General features: G+C 49.2%; 13 protein-coding genes. 2 read left to right on the top strand and 11 right to left on the bottom strand.

Annotated features, from left to right (window positions below; translation table 11 throughout):
• Window positions 1-362 precede the first annotated feature (362 nt).
• The 11 genes from BWI93_RS22845 to BWI93_RS22795 form a co-directional block, all read right to left on the bottom strand.
• On the bottom strand, window positions 363-1562 hold the full coding sequence (locus BWI93_RS22845; RefSeq protein WP_094815741.1) for a serpin family protein: 1200 nt from the start codon (window positions 1560-1562) through the stop codon (window positions 363-365).
• Window positions 1563-1701: 139 nt separating this feature from the next.
• A complete protein-coding gene (locus BWI93_RS22840; RefSeq protein ID WP_094815739.1) occupies window positions 1702-4323 on the bottom strand; it encodes a glycoside hydrolase family 2 TIM barrel-domain containing protein in 2622 nt (873 codons plus the stop codon).
• A gap of 109 nt (window positions 4324-4432) precedes the next feature.
• Complete coding sequence (locus BWI93_RS22835; protein WP_094815737.1) at window positions 4433-6724, bottom strand: GH92 family glycosyl hydrolase; 2292 nt, start codon at window positions 6722-6724, stop codon at window positions 4433-4435.
• Window positions 6725-6967: 243 nt separating this feature from the next.
• Complete coding sequence (locus BWI93_RS22830) at window positions 6968-7930, bottom strand: lipid A deacylase LpxR family protein (protein WP_094815684.1); 963 nt, start codon at window positions 7928-7930, stop codon at window positions 6968-6970.
• Between the two features lie 169 nt (window positions 7931-8099).
• Window positions 8100-11210, bottom strand: a complete 3111-nt coding sequence (locus tag BWI93_RS22825; protein ID WP_094815575.1) for an efflux RND transporter permease subunit — start codon at window positions 11208-11210, stop codon at window positions 8100-8102.
• A gap of 26 nt (window positions 11211-11236) precedes the next feature.
• Complete coding sequence (locus BWI93_RS22820; protein WP_094815573.1) at window positions 11237-12313, bottom strand: efflux RND transporter periplasmic adaptor subunit; 1077 nt, start codon at window positions 12311-12313, stop codon at window positions 11237-11239.
• 30 nt (window positions 12314-12343) lie between these two features.
• Window positions 12344-13603, bottom strand: coding sequence for a TolC family protein (locus BWI93_RS22815; protein WP_141217571.1), 1260 nt, complete (start codon window positions 13601-13603; stop codon window positions 12344-12346).
• 253 nt (window positions 13604-13856) lie between these two features.
• Window positions 13857-14675 carry an ion transporter gene (locus tag BWI93_RS22810; protein WP_094815569.1) on the bottom strand — a complete coding sequence of 273 codons (819 nt, stop codon included), beginning with the start codon at window positions 14673-14675 and terminating at the stop codon, window positions 13857-13859.
• Window positions 14676-14853: 178 nt separating this feature from the next.
• Window positions 14854-16365, bottom strand: a complete 1512-nt coding sequence (pyk, locus tag BWI93_RS22805) for a pyruvate kinase (protein ID WP_094815743.1) — start codon at window positions 16363-16365, stop codon at window positions 14854-14856.
• A 566-nt stretch (window positions 16366-16931) separates the two neighbouring features.
• Entirely contained in the window at window positions 16932-17348 is a 417-nt protein-coding gene (locus BWI93_RS22800) for a biopolymer transporter ExbD (protein WP_094815567.1), read from the bottom strand.
• 104 nt (window positions 17349-17452) lie between these two features.
• On the bottom strand, window positions 17453-18142 hold the full coding sequence (locus BWI93_RS22795) for a MotA/TolQ/ExbB proton channel family protein (protein ID WP_094815565.1): 690 nt from the start codon (window positions 18140-18142) through the stop codon (window positions 17453-17455).
• A gap of 248 nt (window positions 18143-18390) precedes the next feature.
• On the opposite strand from BWI93_RS22795, the gene BWI93_RS22790 reads away from it, so the two are divergent.
• Both BWI93_RS22790 and BWI93_RS22785 read left to right on the top strand, forming a co-directional pair.
• Window positions 18391-19152 carry a hypothetical protein gene (locus tag BWI93_RS22790; RefSeq protein ID WP_094815563.1) on the top strand — a complete coding sequence of 254 codons (762 nt, stop codon included), beginning with the start codon at window positions 18391-18393 and terminating at the stop codon, window positions 19150-19152.
• A gap of 122 nt (window positions 19153-19274) precedes the next feature.
• On the top strand, window positions 19275-19504 hold a 230-nt coding region (locus BWI93_RS22785; RefSeq protein ID WP_255158016.1), incomplete at its 3' end, for an insulinase family protein.

Genomic DNA, 19504 nt, shown 5'->3' with positions numbered 1-19504 from the left:
ACCGGGCGGGACGCACCCATACCCCGCATTGCAACGGGGCTATTGATAGGGAACCCCTTCGGGGTTAGTGAGTCGGGATCCAGGCCTGAATGAATTAGGAGAAGTATGGCAATTTAACCCCGGAGGGTTTTCATTTGACTAGCCATGGGTGCAACCCATGACTAGCTTCGCATTAGATTCCCCGCATTGCATACGGGGCTATTCAGGTTGAACCCCTTCAGGGTTTGTACTGAAGAAGCGGCCCTTTCGGATTTATAATCCATACCGCACAAAGGTACAATAGACGCGTCATTCGTAACATTCGCCACGGACGCAATAAATGGGCAAACTCACGTGTAAGAACTGACAGAAATAGACCGTACTTACAACGTCGCTACTTTTCCCGCAAACAAAATGACGTTGGAATTCTTTTCGCTGATGAAGAAAGCAAATGGACGATTGCAGACAAATGGAGCAGACGTAGAAGCAGAATTAGTTGGGAATAAGCCAATAGCAGTTACCGCCGCCGCTTCAGAGCCTTTTTCATCGGTGTTGATGTACGCCTTTTGCTTGACAAAGCCTACGAATAAATCATTCTGAGGGCGAATCCTGGTCAGGTTTGCTTCCTGTCTGCTAAAAACTTTCGACATACCCATTTGTGGGAGAATTGTATTCAGCTGATCTTCCGAGTCAAATTCGATTTCAAACCTGGGCAAAGCTACTTGGACACTTAGGGTTTGTAGTCTTTTTTGCAATTCATTCCAATGCGTCGTCGTATAGTTTTGAACCAGTGAATCAATCGATTGTCCTAAGTCAGGTAGCAGAATCGTCATGCGGTAATCACCTTTGCCGTAAGGTAGCTCGCAGGCGGCGTACCCTGGCATGGTTGCGTACTCAAAGTTATTCTCCTGACGCATCATTTTCACCAGCTTGGTGGTACCGTTAGCCTGGCTAAACGACTCATCCCGCGTATGGGAGGTTTTGAACTGACTTTTCCAGTCCCCTTTGAAATACACGGCATTCATCAAAAGCATGAAGAGGTCAGAATCTACCGTATCCAGAATTTTATCAATTTTATTATTGGTTTTTTGCCGTGCCCAGTCATTGACGGGTCCAACTGTGGTAAGTGGTTTTACCTCCGCCTGAAAGTATTGTTTGAGGGTTTCGGTGTAGGAAGCCTCGACGCTCTTATCCTGTCGGTACCAGACTGAATTGGCGAGATTAACGGTAACCCGGTTGTCTACTTTGGGTAAGCCTTCCGTCAGGATTTTGTACAGGCTGTTATACCCTTCATCCGTCAGGCGTAATACCTTTTTAACTTCCTCATACGATTCCTTTTCCGCACCGTTCAACAGCATACCCAGGGCAATGTGCAGACTCAGCGGAGAAACAAATACATTTTCAGAAGAATTAACCTGATTGATGCGGCGGAAGAAATCAAAGGCAAAGTCCGTAGAATGCTCGACATAAGCCCGATTACCTAAGGCAAGCGGAATGCCTCCATCCTTGACCTCATCCCCGGATTTACAGCTCACGAAACCAAGAAGCAGAAAGAAAATCAATACAGAACTATAGCGTGTCATAGCGAGAAAGGTTTAGTACGGCTATGACACAAGCTCTATACGTTAAGTTGGAATAGATTCAGGAAATCAAGGCATTAAAACAAAACTTCCCGAAAGCGTTGCACTTTCGGGAAGCCAAATTTGAATCAATCTATACCTACTATTGAATCGGAATAAACCGCTCCGATACGTTCCAGCCTTCCAGTGAAACCAGCGGTTTGTTTTCCGAACCTGGCGTGTACTCCAGCGTTACCGTTTTCTGTTCACCGGGTAGTACCGAAATGTAATTGTCGCTGTAGAAGGTTGGCAAAATGCGTTGCTTCGTCTGCGACTGTACGAGCGAGAGTCGATTGAAGAAAGCCACCGGATTGCGGGCATCGTTACGCAGGGTTACTTCAATTTTGCCTTTGTCTACCTGTTTAGCCGTAGCCTGTACATCTGCGGTATTGAGTTGCTGCAAGCCCGAGTAGGTGCCTTTTTCATTCGGCAGCCAGTACAGGTTATCGCTGACGGTTTCCTTGTTCAGGTTCAACAGACGCAAAGACAGGAATACGCCGTCTTCCTTCGCCGCTTTCGCCAGAGCTTTGGCCACGGACAGATAGGGGCGGGCCGTACTGGGGCCGATTTCCGAGAACACCTGCGTGATGAGCGTTTCCTTGCCTTTCATATCGTACAGCTTCACCACCAGCATCAAATCGCGGTGGGTCTGGAAGGTGTTATTCGCCAGCATGACCATACTATCCGCCGGGTTGTACATGACGTGCAGCGGCTCGCTTCCGTTGTGCAGACCGTACAGGCAGGCGTTGGGATCGAGGTAGTAATCGTACATCTGTCCGCGAAGAGACGTCCAGGGGTTTTGCGTTTTCCAGATGATCGTACCGGTATACCATTCCCACATGTGCGAGGAAAATCCTTCCATCAAAGCCCGGTACTGGTCGTAGTTGACAAGCTGAGCTTTCCGGCCAAAATCGCGAGTGTCCTTCGCCTTACCGTAGGGATCGATGTACTGATCGTAGCCAATGTATTTGTGATACTGCCAGACGGAATCCACTTGGGATTTGCCCTTGCTGTACTGCGGAGCTACGAGGTTTTCTTTGGGGATGAAACGTTCGAGCGACTGGATATCACCCACGCCCACGGAACCTACTTCGGAGTTGAACGGCCAGGTTTTATACGACCAGAATTTAGCAATGGGTTGAATACCGTAAGGACCATCGCCGTTGCCGCCGAGGGAATTGAATGACATATCATCGGAGTTCGAATAATCGATGAACCAACGCGTACCGTCCAGAGCGGGCAGGAGCGAATCGCGGAGCGGCAGCATGATGTCCGAAGGCAGCGTAATTTCGTTACCACCGCACCAGATCGCTAGCGAAGCGTGATTCCGGATCATTTTAATCTGATCGGCAGCGGATTCCAGGAACAGCGAATGATCGTCGGGATACTTCCGGCGGGTCCACTGATCGTCCAGTTTAGCCGGATCGACCCAGCGACCGTTGCAATCGCCCGAACCCCAGAAATCCTGCATGACGAGCAAACCGTAGCGATCGCAGGCTTCGTAAAATTCCGGACGTTCGGTGATGGCCCCGCCCCAGATGCGAATCAGGTTGAGATGCATATCGCGGTGAAAACGAATTTCAGCGTCGTACCGCTCGGGCGAAAAGCGTAATAGGGCGTCGGAAATAATCCAGTTACCGCCCTTGATGAAGATTTTCTGACCGTTGACGGATACCTGTTTACTTCGGGTGGTGGCATTCCATTCCGTCTGAATTTCCCGAACGCCTACCTGAATTTTCTCTTCGTCCGAAACCTTGGTACCCGCTAGAAACTGAATGGTCACCGGGTATAAATGCTGCTTTCCGTAGCCGTAAGGCCACCAGAGCTTGGGATTTTGAAGCGTGAAAGCGGGGAGATCAACTGTGAGGGAAGACTTTGCCGGAATACTTACTTTTTTCGAAACCTTGTTTCCCTCCAGCGTGTACTGCACCGTTCCTTCGATGCGGCTGGTGGTGGGGTTTTCCAGTTCGGTTGAAACCTTGATGGTCGCTGGTTTCTGCGGACCGTCGGGCATCCGAATATCGGGAACGAGCGTAACCACGTGCGGATTTTTCAGATGAACGGCTCCCGTTTTTTCAATCAGTACTTTATCCCAGATACCCGTGTTGCGGTCGCGAATGGGTTGAATCCAGTCCCAGCCCGCCACGTACTGGTGCGAAACGTTCTTGGCAATTGTCCCATCGCCCCCCTGACCGCCGTTGGGGTTACCCACCGGATCGGGAGGATAGACGATCACCGCCAGCCGGTTCGGACTGCCTTTTTTCAGGTACGGGGTAATGTTAAACGTCTTTCGCAGGAACATTCCGGTATGGGGCTTATCGGTCAGCTTTTTACCGTTCAGAAAAACGTCACAACTGTAATTGATCCCCCGAAACTGAAGCCATACCTGCTCGCTCGCCTGAGCTTCTTCTTTGAAATCCTTCACGAACCAGTAGGTATAGTAGTCGCGACCCGTCTGGTAGATGTCCGGAATGTGCTGGTTGTTCATGCCGTAAAACGGATCCGGAATCTGCTTGTTATTCAGCATCGTCGTCAGGACCGTTCCGGGTACGGTGGCGGCTTGCCAGTCGGCCACACTGTACGAAGGGTTGGACAGCTCCGTACCCTTTGCCGCTACGTTACCGATTGGAGTACACTTCCAGCCCGCGTTGAGTTCGTAGAGCTGTTGAGTAAAACCCACTGCCGAAGTCAGTAGGGCCGCCAGCGTAAGGAAGAGCTTTTTCATAACATTGAGGGAAGAAAGGATTGAGATTTTAAAGAATAACCTCCGGCAAAACCAGATTCAACGGTTTCGCCGGAGGTTACGTAAGGCCCTCCGGGCGGGGAAAGGTTACTTAGTCGTGAATCGAACGCGGACGATCGGCCGGAGCTACGCCGAAGCTCTGGCTGGGTTGCTTACCCATTTCGATCTCCATTTCACCGCCATTCATCAGCTCTTTATGGAGTAGATAAGATTTCGTATACGGTTTGCCGTTCAGCTTGATGCTCTGAATGTATTTGTTTTCGGGACCGTTGTTTACCGTTTTCAGATGGAAGACTTTTCCGTTGCCGAGCTTCAGATCAACTTGATCGAATACCGGACTTCCAAATACGTACGCTCCATTGGCGGGATTAACGGGATAGAAGCCCATCGCCGACAGGATATACCAGGCTGACATCTGGCCTACGTCTTCGTTTCCGATGATTCCGTCGGGTTTGGTCGTGTACATGTGGTCTAGAATGTAACGTACTTTTTCCGCCGTTTTCCAGGGCTGACCCACGTAGGGGTACAGATACGTAATGTGGTGGCTAGGTTCGTTTCCGTGGGCGTATTGACCAATCAAACCCGAAATATCGTTTGAAGCTTCGGCACCCATGTCGCCCTTCACGATGAAAAGTGAATCCAGCTTTTGCGTGAAGCCTTTTTCACCGCCTAATAATTCGATCAGGCCTTCCACATCCTGGGGCACCAGCCAGGTATATTGCCAGGCGTTTCCTTCGGCAAAGTCATCTTTTTCGTGACGCGAAACGAAGGGATTGAAGGGCGTCCGCCATTCCGTATCCGATACGCGGCCCCGCATGAAACGCGTGCTGGCGTCGAAGTTATTTTTGTAATCCTTGGCCCGCTTACTGAAGTATTCGTAATCGGCCGTTTTACCCAGCTTTTTAGCCACCTGAGCCACCGCCCAGTCGTCAATGCTGTATTCCAGATTTTTGGCTACGCTTTCGGTTTGCGTATCGGCGGGAATGTAGCCTTTCGCTTTGATGTAATCCAGTCCGCGTTCGTCCAGCATCGCCGATTTTTTCATCGCTTCAAAAGCCAGATTGACGTCAAAACCCGTGTACCCTTTCAAAATGGCATCCGAAATAATGGGCAGTGCACTGTTGCCGGGCATCGTATTGGTTTCGTTGCCCACCAGGTGCCAGACGGGCAGTTTACCCTGTTGCTGATAGATGTGCAGCATGGTATTCACAATGTCATTCACGCGTTGTCCCTGTGTGATCGTCAGCAGAGGGTTCGCAGCCCGATAGGTATCCCAGAGGGAAAACGTTGTCAGGTTCTTGAAGTTCGCGTTTTTGTATACCTTCTGATCGGCACCCCGGTAATCGCCGTTGTGATCGTTGAACGTAGACGGAGCAATCATGGTATGGTACAGAGCCGTATAGAAAACTTTCAGCCGATCCTGATCCTTGGTTTGTACCTGAATTTTGCTCAATTCGGTATTCCAGGCCTCATCCGCATTCTTGGCTACCTGATCGAAATTCCAGCCCGGTACTTCGGCCTGAATGTTGGCGAGGGCGTTGGCTTCGCTCACGGGCGAAATGCCCACTTTCACCAATACCTGATCGCCTTGTTTCGTAGCAAAACTCAGTACGCCTTTGATCTGGGTTCCTTTGGCTGCGTTGCCTTGCAGAGGATTCTGCCCCTGGTATAAAGCAAATTTTTCGATGGGTTTCGAGAAAACAATGGCAAAGTACAGCCGCTGGTCTTTCGCCCAGCCCGTTGAGAAACGGTAACCAATCAGCGTCGTAGCATCCTTTTGTTCCAGGTACGTGTCCGTTGGACGGTCCCAGCCAATGCCTTCTTTCAGATCGATCAGAATGTGGGAATCCTCCGATTTTGGGAAGGTATAGCGGTGCATGCCCACGCGTTCGGAGGCGGTTAGTTCCACTCCTACATCGTAGCGTTGCAGTTTAACAGCGTAATAACCCGGACGTACCACTTCGTCGTCGTGGGAGAAACGGGACATATAGCCACTCGGCGAAGCTCCCGCAACGCTACGCTCCACACGAATGGGGCCTGTCGTCGGAATCATCAGGACATCCCCCAGATCGCCAATGCCCGTACCACTCAGGTGCGTATGCGAAAAGCCCGCAATCAATGAATCCGATACGTGATAGCCCGAGCACCAGTCCCAGCCATCACCCAGTTTGCCGGGATTCGCCTGTGTAGGGCCAATCTGTACGGCTCCGAAAGGTACGTTTGCTCCCAGAAAGACGTGACCGTGAAAGCCCGTTCCGATGCGAGGATCAACGTACTGCGTCAGATGCCCCGGTTTCATTTTCGATGCGGAGGATTGTGGTTTACTGTGTTTGCCGCACGCCGCTGCCAACAGGCCTAATGCCAGAATACTTACTTTTTTCATATATCAGGAACGGATGTACCGAGCAACGCCCGTCTTAATCCAAACGTAAAACTTTGCGTAACGAAGATAAAGCGACGGATTGAAGGCGATGTACTGAGAACCGAAGGATATTTTAAAATATTTTACAAATATGGGAATCGCCGGATGATATGAAAGAAAATTGCACAAAATCTGAGAAGCTATTTTAGAAAAAGCCAAAGGAGAGCAACGTGAAAAGGGGTTATTGGAGAGTGAAAGTCAGTGCTAACGAAAGCGATAGGCCGCAGAGAAACCGCCGTACTTTTCTACCTCATTTTGCATGGAACGGGCTTCTTTTTGTTTCAGGTCGAGTGTGGCCTGTAGCGTAAACCGGCGGGAGGCGTACGTTAAACCGATCTGATGCTGATAGATGCCCCGCGTAATTTCCCCGGCTCCGGGTCCCTTGCTTGACCGGAACAAACCTCCTTGTACGGTAGCGTTGTACACCTGGTACTGATACCGGGGCTGAAAGAAAAGATACAATTCCGGAGAAGAAGAGCTGGGATTTCGGCTGATACGCGAATGAAACAGGGCTGACTCCGAGGCCGGACGAAACAAACCTATTTGCAGTAATAAACCCACCGACGCACGCGTAAATGTAGTACCCAGTTGAGCCTGTCCCAATGCGTACAGGTCCAGCCATTTTTTCGGGGCAGGGATCAGATTATACGCATATTGAGCGTTCAGATTCAGACCCCATTCGTTGTTCAGCTGATTTCGCCAGCCTACGGGCGGAATGTAATCGAAGGTACGGTGAATGAATTTCTGAATGTTTTCCGCTCCTGAACGCGGGCCAATCGTACCCAAAGCCAGGTCAAGCTGTAAAACGTGATTCCGGCGGTAAAAAAAGGTAAATCCTTTGCTGGCGTATAGATAACCCGTATACGGACGATCAATCTGATTACGCTGGGCCAGAAAAACATTTTCTGGATTGAAAATCTGCTGTCCTAATTGATAGGTAGAAATAACTTTCTGTAGTCGGGAGGTAGAATCCAGCCGTTCATTCCAACGGCGGGGTACGTAGCGATAACTCACAAAAAAGCCGTTGGTATAATAGCCGTCGTGAAGGGTCCAGCGGTACGCGTCGTTTTCGGAAGTGATCTGAATTTCCTGGGAATAGGTTTGGGCCAAGGCCAGCCGGGATAGTAGGAAAAGGCAAATCGTATACCGGAAGAAAGTAAAAGACATAAGCTTACTCGTAAATGCATGGGATTGAAGGATCTAGAAGTAAACATAAAAAAAGGTCTGATGTTTTACGTCAGACCTTTTGAGAAATGAGGGAATGGTAGCGATGGGACTGATACGATCGAATTGTTATCGCATTTACAAAACCCATACATCGTCAGAAATTCTGCTGCTAATCCATTAGCTTCTTCCGACGTTCGCGGCCGCTGTATACCCATTCGTACACGGCGGGTAGAATCAACAGTGATAATGCCGAAGCCGTCATCAATCCACCAATAACGACAATGGCTAAAGGTTTCTGCGTTTCAGAGCCAATACCGTGGGAAAGTGCCGCGGGTAACAGACCCAGCGAGGCCATTAGGGCCGTCATGATTACCGGACGCAAACGTGACTTGGCTCCTTCTTTAATGGCTTCGCCGAGGGGCATTTTTTCGTGTAGATTCTGTCGGAATTTATTGACCAGAATAACACCGTCCTGCGTAGCAACGCCAAAGAGGGCAATGAAACCAACTCCAGCAGAGATACTGAAATTCATACCCGTTAGTAACAAAGCCAGAATCCCACCGATGAGAGCAAAAGGTACGTTGAGTAAAACCAAAATCGAATCCAGTGCATTGCCGAAAGAGGCAAAAAGAATGAAGAAGATCAGCAGAATACTGATGGGTACGACGATGGACAACTGACGTTCGGCTCGTTGCTGGTTTTCAAATTCGCCATTCCATTTGATCTCATACCCTTTATCGAGTTTGACCGCAGCCTTTACCCGCTGTTGAGCTTCTTCAATCGTACTGCCTAAATCGCGTCCCCGGACAGAGAATTTGACCGCAATGAAGCGGGCATTGTCTTCCCGGTAAATGAAAGCCGGGCCCGAGACGTTGCCAATGTTGGCAATTTCCTTCAGGGGTATTTTGCCGCCGTTCAGCGTAGGAACCTTCAGGTTACCGATTTGCTCAATTGATGAACGGAAGGGTAAGTCGTAGCGTAACCGCAAATCAAACTTGCGTTCTTCTTCGTACACCTGACTCACGGCCTTACCTCCAATCGCCATTTCAATCACAGCGTTGGCATCGGCCGCATCGACGCCGTACTGGGCCATTTTGTCGGGATTGAGCGTAATCAACAACTCCGGTTGACCCAGGTTCCGGAACACGCCCAGATCCTGAATGCCCTGTACTTTCTTGAGAATCGCGTAAACCTGATCCGCTTTCTTGTCGAGCACCTGTAGATCGCGGCCCTGGATTTTAACCGCAATGGAGCCTTTCACGCCCGATACGGCTTCTTCTACGTTATCCGAAATCGGCTGCGAGAAGTTAAAATCAATGCCCTGGTATTTGGCGAGTTTCTGCTGCATTTCCGCAATCAGTTCATCCTTGGAAATGTCGCGTTTCCATTCATCCTGCGGGAACAAATCCACGAAAAATTCCTGATTGAAGAAGCCCGTCGCATCGGTACCATCATTTGGGCGGCCCGTTTGCGAGATAACGCCGCGTACTTCCGGAAACTGTTCGAATACCTGCCGGAATTTACGAGTATAGTGATACGAATCTTCCAAGCTGATGCTGAGGGGCATACTGGCCCGTACGTAAATCGAACCTTCGTTGAGGTGCGGCAGAAATTCGGTACCGACGAAGTGAAAAGAAGCCAGCGAGCCAACCAGGAAAAGTACAGCCGTGATGATCGCCCGTTTGGGATGGTCCATGACGCGGTTTAGCAGGGGACCGTAGTTTCGATTCAGCCATTCGATGATGGGGTTGTGACGTTCGCGGACGTTCTTATTCAGCAACATGCTGCTTAAAACTGGCACCAGCGTCAAAGCTAGTAACAACGCTCCCAGCAGAGCGAAACCCATCGTGAAAGCGAGTGGACTGAAGAGTTTACCTTCTACTTTCTGGAACGAGAAAATGGGAAGCAAGGCGGTAATGATGATCAGCTTCGAGGTAAAAATGGACTTACCCATTTCCACCGAAGTTTTCAAAATCCGGCCCATTTTGGCTCGTTTGTTGAACTTCTCCATGCCCTCGTGTTCGGCCCAGTGGGCCAGCATCACAAAGAGGCCTTCCACCATAACCACCGCTCCGTCGATGATGATCCCAAAGTCGATCGCTCCGATGGAAAGCAGGTTAGCCGACATGCCTTTGATTCGCATCAGAATAAAAGCAAAGAGCAAAGCCAGTGGAATGACGATGGCTACAGTAACAGTGGTTCGCCAGTCGGCCAGAAAGATCAGCAGAATGATCGTCACCAGCGTAATGCCCATAATCACATTTTCGCCTACCGTATGCAATGTATGGTTATTGAGCTCGGTGCGGTCGTAGAAAACCTTGATTTTTACGTCCGAAGGAAGAACAACGGAGTTCAGGTAGGCTACTTTTTCTTTGAGCTGAGGTAATACTAAACCAGGGTTCTCGCCCTTCCGCATCAGTACGATCCCTTCAACGACATCGTCGTGATTGTCGCGACCCACAATACCCAACTGCGGTAAGGCTGATTCGTGAACCGTACCTAAATTCGACAAGCGAACGGGTACACCATTGACGTTTTTAACGATGACTTTCTCGATGTCAGACACGTTTTTGACAATTCCAATGCCCCGAACGACGAAGGCCTGCTGACCTTCCCGAAGGATATCGCTGCCCACGTTAACGTTAGCCCGTTGGAGGGCTCCGAACACGTCCAGGGCGGTTAAATCGTATTTAGCCAGCAAGGCCGGATTGATACTGACTTCAAACGTTTTCACCTGTCCGCCAAAACTGACCACATCCGCAACGCCGGGGACGGCTTTCAGGGCTTTCTCGATGGTCCAGTCCTGAATGGTTTTGAGTTCCGTAGTCGTCTTGCTTTTAGAGGCCAGCGTATACCGATAAATCTCCCCCGTAGGGCCGGCTGGCGGTTGAATCTCCGCGTCTACACCGTCGGGCAGATTGACGTTGGCTAGTTTCTGGCTGGCTTCCATGCGGGCGTTGAAGTTATCGACGCCGTCTTCGAAAACGATTTTAATGAAGGATAAGCCGAACAGGTTAATGGAGCGAATGGCCGTCTTGTGTGAAATGGAGTTCATTTCCGTTTCAATCGGGCTGGAAATGAAACGCTCGACTTCTTCGGCACTGCGACCCGGCCATTGCGTAATGATCACGACTTCGGTATTCGTTACGTCAGGGTACGCTTCAACGGGCGTATTATAGAAACTGACGGCTCCCGCAAGGATGACCAGCAGGGTCATCATAAAGACAATGCCTTTGTGTTTGAGGGAAAAGCCAATGATATTTTTAATGAACGTATTCATGATCGGACCCGGGAAGGGAGTGTGGATTAGTCCGTTAATTCATTGAAAAGCAATAGGGCACCTTCAGTAACCACGCGATCGTTATCTTTCAAATCGCCCTTGACGTAGCTGTAACGTGAGGTACTCCGAACCACTTCGACGGGTACGGCCACGTATTTTTCCTTACCCGCTGCTTTGATTACGAAGTACTTATCTTCACTAAAAATGACTGATTTCGGATTGACTGCCAGCAGTCGTTCGGGCTTCTCAATGTGCAGCTTGATGGTACAGAACATCTGGGGTTTCAGTAAGCCATTCGGGTTGGGCAAGACTACCCGGGCCTGTAGCACTTTGCTGTCATTATCAATCACCTGGCTGATGTTCTCAATGCGGCCCTGAAAGACTTTGTCGGGATACGCCAGCGTCGTGATGTTGACCTGCTGACCTACCTTAACGGCCTCAATATCCGACTCATAAATATTGATCATGATCCAGACATCCGACAGATTGGAAATAGTGAACATACTGTTGCCATTGTCGGAACGAATCTGGGTATTGGGGTTGACGTTCCGCTCCACGACGTAGCCGCTTACGGGAGCCTTCACCAGAAAGGTAGGCTGATTACCCGACGACGTACCACCGTACATCTTTAGTACCTGCGTTGAACGATCCAGTTCAGAGGTGGCAATTTCGAGTTGTTTACGGGCATTAATCAGGTCCGATTCACTCGAAAACTTGCTTTTGTACAGTTGTTCGGCGTTATCCGCATTACGCTTGGCCATATCGAAACCCGCCTTGGCTTGGTTGTAATCACGCTGGTACTGACTCACGTCGGCACTTTGAAGTTTGGCCAGTACCTGACCCTGTTTGACGTACGTTCCCAATTCCGCATTTACATCCAGTACATTACCGCTGACGATGGGGAAAACCCGATCCACCTGTTTCTGATCAAAAGAAACTTCCCCCGTGAATTGTAATTCCTGTTCGTAGTTACGAACGTGAACGGTATCCGTCTTGAAAGCCGAATCCGTATCCTTCGAATTGACTTCCTGAGGTTCTTTGTTCGAGTGGCAGGCTGCCAGAGCGACCAGACTCAGTAAATAGAAAAACGATTTCGTTTTCATGAGGAGTGGGCAAAAGGGTAAAACCTTTAGTTAGAAAGTCTTGGCGTTAGTAACGTAATTAAGCTGTTGCTGAGCCTGATAGAGTTGATTACTCAGGTTAATGAAATTCAGCTGAGCGTCTTTGTAGGAGCGTATTTTATCAATGAAGCTGACCAGATCAATCACGCGTTTCTGGTAGTCAATTGTTGCATTTTTACTGATGTCCTGAATGCGTTGACGGTACCCCGGATCGAGGTTTGCCTGGAGTTGCTGGGCGTGTTGCCACTGTTCGTAGGCGGAAATGACTTCCTGTCTTACCTGTAACTGACTCTGATTGATGTTCTGAGTACTTTGTTCGATACCGATTTTAGCTGCCTGAATATTGCCCTGATTTCGGTTTTTAAAGGGCAGATCCATAGCTACCTGCAAGCCATAGTAGTTGGGATACGCCTCACCAAAGCGTGCGTAGTTGGCTCCGACCATCAGTTGTGGGGTCGCCAGTGATTTCTGATACGTCAGATTCTGCTGAGCGTAGGTCGTTTGGCGTTGGGCTGCTTGCAAATCGGGACGATTCGCGAAGGCCTGATCCAGTAACTGATTGAGCTGAGGAGAGGCCGAATCGCTGATCTGAAATTCCGTGCGGTAATACGTGGAAGACGTATCGGCTAGGAGTATACGTAAAGTTGCTTCGTCCTGACTGATTTGATTGCGTAAATCATTGATGGCGGCGTCCGTATTTCGCTGCTCCAGTTCGAGGCGAGTCACTTCGTATTCAGAAATAACGCCCAGTTTTAGTTGAGCCCGGAAGGCATCGAGCAAATTTGCCAAACGAGTCCGTTCTTCCTGAATGAAAGCATACTGAGCCTGTTCGCTGGCCAGAGTACCGAACGTTTGAGCGAGTTGATAACGTAAACTCCGCATTACATTCTGAAAAACGGCTTGTTGAACCTCCGTATTCGCTTCATTCAGGGCCACTAGCTTACTCCGACGACCCGCCAGATTCAAAACTTGCTGAAGTTGCCAGCTGTAGGCACCTCCCGTCGGGTTAAGCTTGTCACCTGAAGGGTTGGTCAACGGAAGTACATTCGACGTATTCGGATTGAAGGCATTAAAGCCAAACTGAAAATTGGGATTGTCCCAAAGTTTCGCCTGCTGAACGACCGCTTCCGAAAGGTTGATGTTGTATTTCTGAGCCAGCAGAGCAAAGTTTTTCTGAAGAAACTGCTGTTCTGCCTGAGGCAAGGTCAGACGGAGTGTGTCCGTCTGACCATAGGATCGCTGGGAGACCGAGAGAAACAGGAGAAGACTCAAGAGCACCCTTGAAAATTGAATAAGCTTCACTGCCGTATAGTTTAAAAGTGGGGTCAGTATTAAGAACAGGCCTTACTTTTTGTGCTTGTCGTCAGCAAAGGTTCATCTACGAGTTTATAGAGAGTTTAAAGAAATTTTAAAAGCGAATTAAAAGAGATTAGACGTCAGATTCCTGCGTGAAAATTAGGCTGTAGGCCTATCGAACAGTACTGACACAAGTCGAAAAGCAGTTGTTCTACGATACGAAAAACGTTTAAAGAGGATGGCCACAAAATTTGCAGAAGACCGCGTCCGCATCGTGACCTTCCCGGCCACAGGAGGGGCAGGATTCGCTGCTGTGGTTTTTGTTACGGGCTGCCGCCGCGATTTCATTGGTAATGATCCCGGTCGGAACGGCAATGATTCCGTAACCAATCAGCATGACAATACTGGAAATAAATTTTCCCAGGGGTGTAACGGGTGAAATATCTCCGTACCCTACCGTAGTAATCGTTACAATGGCCCAGTAAATGCTTTCCGGAATGCTGGAGAATCCGTTCTGACGGTCTTCGACCAAATACATGACCGATCCCAGAATGGTTACCAGCATAAGAACCGTAAGCATGAAGATGCTGATTTTCTTTAGACTGGCCCGAATGGCAACGCTCAGAAACTCTATTTCGGTAAGAAAATGGGTGAGCTTGAAAATGCGGAATACCCGTAGGAGTCGTAGAGCCCGAAGTACCAGCAGTGATTGGGCACCAACGTAAAAAATGCTCAGGTAGGAGGGAACGATGGCGAGCAGATCAATCAAGCCCAAGGGACTGACTATATACCGGATTGGTCGTCGAATGCTGATGAGTCGTAACAGGTATTCGAGCGTAAAAAGCAGAGTGAAAGCCCACTCAAGTCTAAAAAACAAAACTCCGTACAACCGATGGTAGTGCGTTACACTATCCAGCATGACGACGAGAATGCTACCTAAAATGGCAAAAAGCAAAGCAACATCAAAGGCCTTTCCTGCCGCGGTGTTCGATTCGAAAATAATCTCCTGTAATCGCTCCCGCCAGGTTTTGCTAGGGTTTGGTTCCATGGGGGAAAGGTAAAAAATGTAGGTGGGGGGTACAAGAAGGAAAAAGGAATGAACTAAATCCCAATCTAAAAAACGGTATCATTTACAACGGGACAAGAGACGACTTCTCCTCCAATAAAACAAAACCCCGTTACTTAAAAACTTAAGTAACGGGGTTTTACCGAATGGTTCAATCAGCCTATTGTTCCGCCGCTACTTCATCCGCAATTTTATCAATCACACCCATTTTTACCGTGTTGGTGCGTAAATCCTGCTGGGCGGGTACGCTCAGTAAGGTTACGAATACGTCCCCTTTTTGCAGGTGTCCCTGTTTTACCAGGATTTTTGCAATGTCGTGTGAGATTTGTTCGGTGCTGAGGTTTGCACTGTCGTAATTGAATACGCGTGTGCCCCACAACAGCCCCATCTGCGTCATCAGGTTTTCGTCCGCTGAGAATACGAAAATATCCGCTTTCGGACGGTGAGACGACAAACGATACGCCGTGTACCCACTGTTCGTAATGCACAGAATGGCTTTCGCCTGTACGTCACGAGCCAGACGGCAAGCGGCAGCAATCACCCGGTCGTTCAGGATGGTCGGCGAGTTTTCTTCGCCCTTCAGCATGTGATTTTTGAAGTAAATCGCCGATTCATCCCCGTATACGATCGGAATAGTGTTCTGTTGCTCTTCTACGGCTTCGATAATGTGCGTCATCGTCGAAACGGCTTCGATGGGGTACTGTCCTGAAGCTGATTCTGCCGAAAGCATGGTTGCCGAAGCTCCATCCAGCACGGCATTGGCTACGTCTGAAGTTTCCGCACGCGTAGGACGGGGAGAGCTCGTCATCGACTCCAGCATTTGCGTGGCTACGATAACGGGTTTCGCCTGCTTGATACACTTGCGGATCATCGTTTTCTGAAGCTCAGGTACCATGGCACCATCCAGCTCAACGCCTAAATCACCCCGGGCCACCATTACGGCATCCGTAGCTTCGATGATGGCATCGAGTACTTCAGGAACGACCGCTTCGGGTTTTTCGATTTTAGCAATGATTTTTGAGCGACCGTTACGGGCTTTGATTTTTTCTTTAACAGCCAGAATATCTTCAGCGGAACGAACGAAGGAAAGGGCGATCCAGTCCACGTCATGTTCCAGACCAAAGATCAGGTCTTCTTCGTCTTTTTCAGTCAGAGCAGGTAAGCCTACTTTCGTGCCGGGCAGGTTAATGCCTTTCTTCGATTTCAGGATACCACCGTACACCACTTTCGTGAGTACTTCTTTTTTATCGTAATCGATAGATTCTACCAGTACCTCCAGGTTACCGTCATCCATCAGGATGCGTTCGCCGGGTTTTACGTCCAGGTACATCGAAGTATAAGTCGTACCTACACGCTCAGAAGTTCCCAGCAGATTTTCGTCCATAACGAAAGTCAGTGGGTTTCCTGCGACGAGTTCAACGCCGTTATTTTCTACGAGTTGGGTACGAATCTTAGGTCCCTGTAAATCCTGAAGGATGGTAAGGTTTAAGCCATGTTCGGCGTTAATTTCGCGAATAGCCTGAATGCGACTCAGGTGGTCAGCGTGCGTTCCGTGGGAAAAGTTAAGCCGAAAGATGTTCGCACCAGACTGGGCGAGCTTCAGCAACATTTCTTTGGATTGGGAAGCCGGACCAACGGTGGCAACAATTTTGGTTTTTTTCTGGTAAGGCATGTGTACGGAATACAAGTGTTCGAGTTTCCAGGGCCGCAAGTTAGGGTTTCGTCCCGGAAATTCCAGTTTTCAGGAATGGAAACGTTTCGGAAGGTAGGGAAATTTTCTTTGGCAGAAGCGTAGGAATAAGTCTTAAACTAATATTTTCCAGACGAAAAGCCATACGATTCCGAATAAAACCTCCATTAAATGAGGCCTGCCGGGTATCCATAAAATCCAGAAAACTTGCTAATTAAAAATAGATGAGCTTCGGGAAGTCTATTGAATGGCAAACAGCTGGAAAGACAGTGACGTGTCTCCCAGAGGACAAACGGGGCAACCTGCACCAGTTGGAACCTGCATCAGTAGTAGACGGGTGAATTCACCCTGCGTGGCATACAAGGCTACGTATATTGAACCCCTCCGGGGTTAGCGTACTTCATTAACAATGCAGGTAACCTCATTCAGGCCGTTTTGAATGTTAATTCAGGCCTCTTATAATTAGCATATACGATCTCACTAGCCTTAAAAACAAAACCTCCCGAAGGCATTAAAGCTTCCGGGAGGTTAGTAGGTCTGTACTTTTCTTACTTCGAACTGGTCGCCGTAGGTTTTGCGGAAGTGGCCAGTACGAGTTTGGCTCCTACCTTCGCCGTTACGTCCGCTACATCTACCAGATCCTGGACAGAACTGGTTTTCTCGATTCGTACCAGTACCACGGGACTTTCCTGCCCTTCGGCTCGTGTGGCTAAGGCACTCTCCAGTTCGGCGGCTCCTACAATTTGCCCTTCCACATTATACTGTTGATTAGGCATCACCGACAGGTTAATTACCTGTGAGGGCGTTGAAGGGGCCGTTGACGATTGCGGCAGCAGCATCTGCATGGCCGATGGACTGGCTAACGTCGCAATCATCAGGAAGAAAATCAGTAAGAAGAAAAGAATATCCGACAGCGAAGCAGCCTCAATATGACCACGATGCCGATTCCGACGTTGTATTTTCATGAAAACAAGTTTACAGTGTGCGGTTTTCAGTTTTCAATTAGTTCTAATGACTAAATCCGTTCTCAGCCTTATACTGAAAACGACAACTGAAAACAGGCAACTACCTAAGCTGATACAGGTTGGTAGAGTACGTCCAGGAACTGGTTGGTCGCGGCCTGCAGGCGAGCGACGGCCCGATCCACCATGCCGTTCAGGATGGTCAGAAGGATGTACGCCAGAATACCAACGGCAAGACCCGAAGCAGACGTGATCATTTTTTCGTAGATCCCGCCCGAAATGGTACCAATGCTCAGGTTATTGGAAACGGAAATGTCGTGGAAGGCCCGAATCATCCCGGCTACGGTACCCAAAAAGCCAAACATCGGAGCGATAGCCGCTACCGTACCCAGTAGACCCAGGTTTTTCTCCATGTACGAAAGCTCCAGCTGGGCCGTATTGCCCATGGCCTGTTCGATTTGGGGAATGGGCGTTCCGATGCGGGTGAGTCCTTTTTCCAGTACGCGGGATACGGCTGACTGGTCGTTCCGGCAGAGCTGACGGGCCGCATTCAAATTACCGGATTGTACTAATCCCCAGAAGCTGGCCTCGAAGGATGCTCCCAGAGCGGTTGCTTTTTTAAGATACATCCAGCGTTCAACGAACAGGTAGATCGTTACAAACAGCAGGACGGCGATGGGGATCATAATCCAGCCACCGGCGGCCAGCAAATCGATAAGGCTGATGGATTTTTCGGCTCCGGCAGCAGCAGGTGCAGCCGTCGAGTCGGCGGTCATGTTAAGTGTCTGTAACAGCATGCGTACGGAAAATCAAAAATGGTTGATGCTAAGTCCTTCTAAATACGAAAACAACGCGTAATTCTTGTACAAAGATAGATTGCAATGCGAAAATACTTTCCTAATACGCATTCAGGTGCGTCCGAAGAAAAAACTTTCGCGTAATTGCTTCGGATAAGTAACTGAAAGTACGGTTTTTAGTTTTGATTTGGTTTTGCTTTTGGACGTAACCTATGCTGGGGAGTTTTAAAAAAATCTTTTTATGTGGGATGTTGGGCTTGCTTATAGGGGCCTGCCAACGTCCAGAAGATCAATTCAATAAAGGCTGGATGACGCGTGATGTAGACGTCGAAAGCCCCACGGGAATTCCTTCGGATTCAACCAGTGTATTGCCGCGAGAATCGTACCTTCGGTTTTACCCCGAAGGCCGACTGGCCTGCTATACACGAAGGGGCAATTACCAGTTAATGGATTGGGAGCTGTCGGCGGATGCTCAGACCATTTACGTGAACCGGCAGGCTCTGGCTCTGCCCGCTCTGCAATTGAGTGTCTATACGATTTTTCCCAGCTCCTGGTCGGCCCGCCTGCCCGGTAGCGATTCCGTCCGGTTGTTTAAATTCAGTACGGTATTTTCCCACCCCGAACATGATCTGCTTCACCCCAATCAGAACAAATGGCGGTTTAAATCAACGCATCGACTGGCCGAGGCAGAATTAAAAGCTAAGGTTGCTGGGCACATGCAATACGCTGCCGATTACTTCGACATTGTCGTAAAACGTGAACAAGGCTATTTCGAACCCCGTTTTTTGAATTTACCTGTCCGTTTTTATCAGGGAGCCATGGGAGTACAGCGGTTCAGTTCAACCCCAGTAGCGTGGCGAAATTTATTCTACGATGATACCGAAGCCCTGAAAGCTCTGGCGTATTATCAGCTGGCTTTCAGACAGCTACGGTATATTCCGCAGGAAAAACAAATGCTCGTCGGACTACAGAAATCTTTCGAAAAAATGGCCACTTTTCTCAACGAGTAATCCGGCAATACAACCATTCAACCAGTCCCTCTAACTAGTTACCTAAAAGTTTCGTTTATTGCAGAAACTTAAACAACCTAAACGAATTACCCATGCGAGTGCGTCCAACCCTATTACTCGGAATGCTGCTGCTGGCGGCTAATGTGTTAGCTCAGCAACTCAACCAGCCCATTCCCTTCGACCCCCAAACCAAAGTGGGCAAACTGCCCAACGGGTTGACCTACTACATCCGCAAAAACGCTGAACCCAAGAACCGGGCTCACCTCATGCTGGCCGTGAAAGTGGGAGCAATCCAGGAAGAGGATCCCGAAAACGGACTGGCTCACTTTACCGAGCACATGGCCTTTAACGG

Source organism: Siphonobacter sp. BAB-5385 (assembly GCF_002261125.1).
Classification (GTDB): Bacteria; Bacteroidota; Bacteroidia; order Cytophagales; family Spirosomataceae; genus Siphonobacter.
Note: the sequence above shows the minus strand (reverse complement) of the source record. Positions and strands in the feature narration are given on the sequence as shown.

Bases quoted from the DNA above. Each gene is read 5' to 3' on its own strand.
- BWI93_RS22820 (WP_094815573.1), bottom strand. From the start codon at position 12,313: ATGAAAACGAAATCGTTTTTCTATTTACTGAGTCTGGTCGCTCTGGCA.
- BWI93_RS22830 (WP_094815684.1), bottom strand. From the start codon at position 7,930: ATGTCTTTTACTTTCTTCCGGTATACGATTTGCCTTTTCCTACTATCC.
- pyk (WP_094815743.1), bottom strand. From the start codon at position 16,365: ATGCCTTACCAGAAAAAAACCAAAATTGTTGCCACCGTTGGTCCGGCT.
- BWI93_RS22795 (WP_094815565.1), bottom strand. From the start codon at position 18,142: ATGCTGTTACAGACACTTAACATGACCGCCGACTCGACGGCTGCACCT.
- BWI93_RS22840 (WP_094815739.1), bottom strand. From the start codon at position 4,323: ATGAAAAAGCTCTTCCTTACGCTGGCGGCCCTACTGACTTCGGCAGTG.
- BWI93_RS22845 (WP_094815741.1), bottom strand. From the start codon at position 1,562: ATGACACGCTATAGTTCTGTATTGATTTTCTTTCTGCTTCTTGGTTTC.
- BWI93_RS22800 (WP_094815567.1), bottom strand. From the start codon at position 17,348: ATGAAAATACAACGTCGGAATCGGCATCGTGGTCATATTGAGGCTGCT.
- BWI93_RS22835 (WP_094815737.1), bottom strand. From the start codon at position 6,724: ATGAAAAAAGTAAGTATTCTGGCATTAGGCCTGTTGGCAGCGGCGTGC.
- BWI93_RS22790 (WP_094815563.1), top strand. From the start codon at position 18,391: ATGTTGGGCTTGCTTATAGGGGCCTGCCAACGTCCAGAAGATCAATTC.
- BWI93_RS22825 (WP_094815575.1), bottom strand. From the start codon at position 11,210: ATGAATACGTTCATTAAAAATATCATTGGCTTTTCCCTCAAACACAAA.
- BWI93_RS22810 (WP_094815569.1), bottom strand. From the start codon at position 14,675: ATGGAACCAAACCCTAGCAAAACCTGGCGGGAGCGATTACAGGAGATT.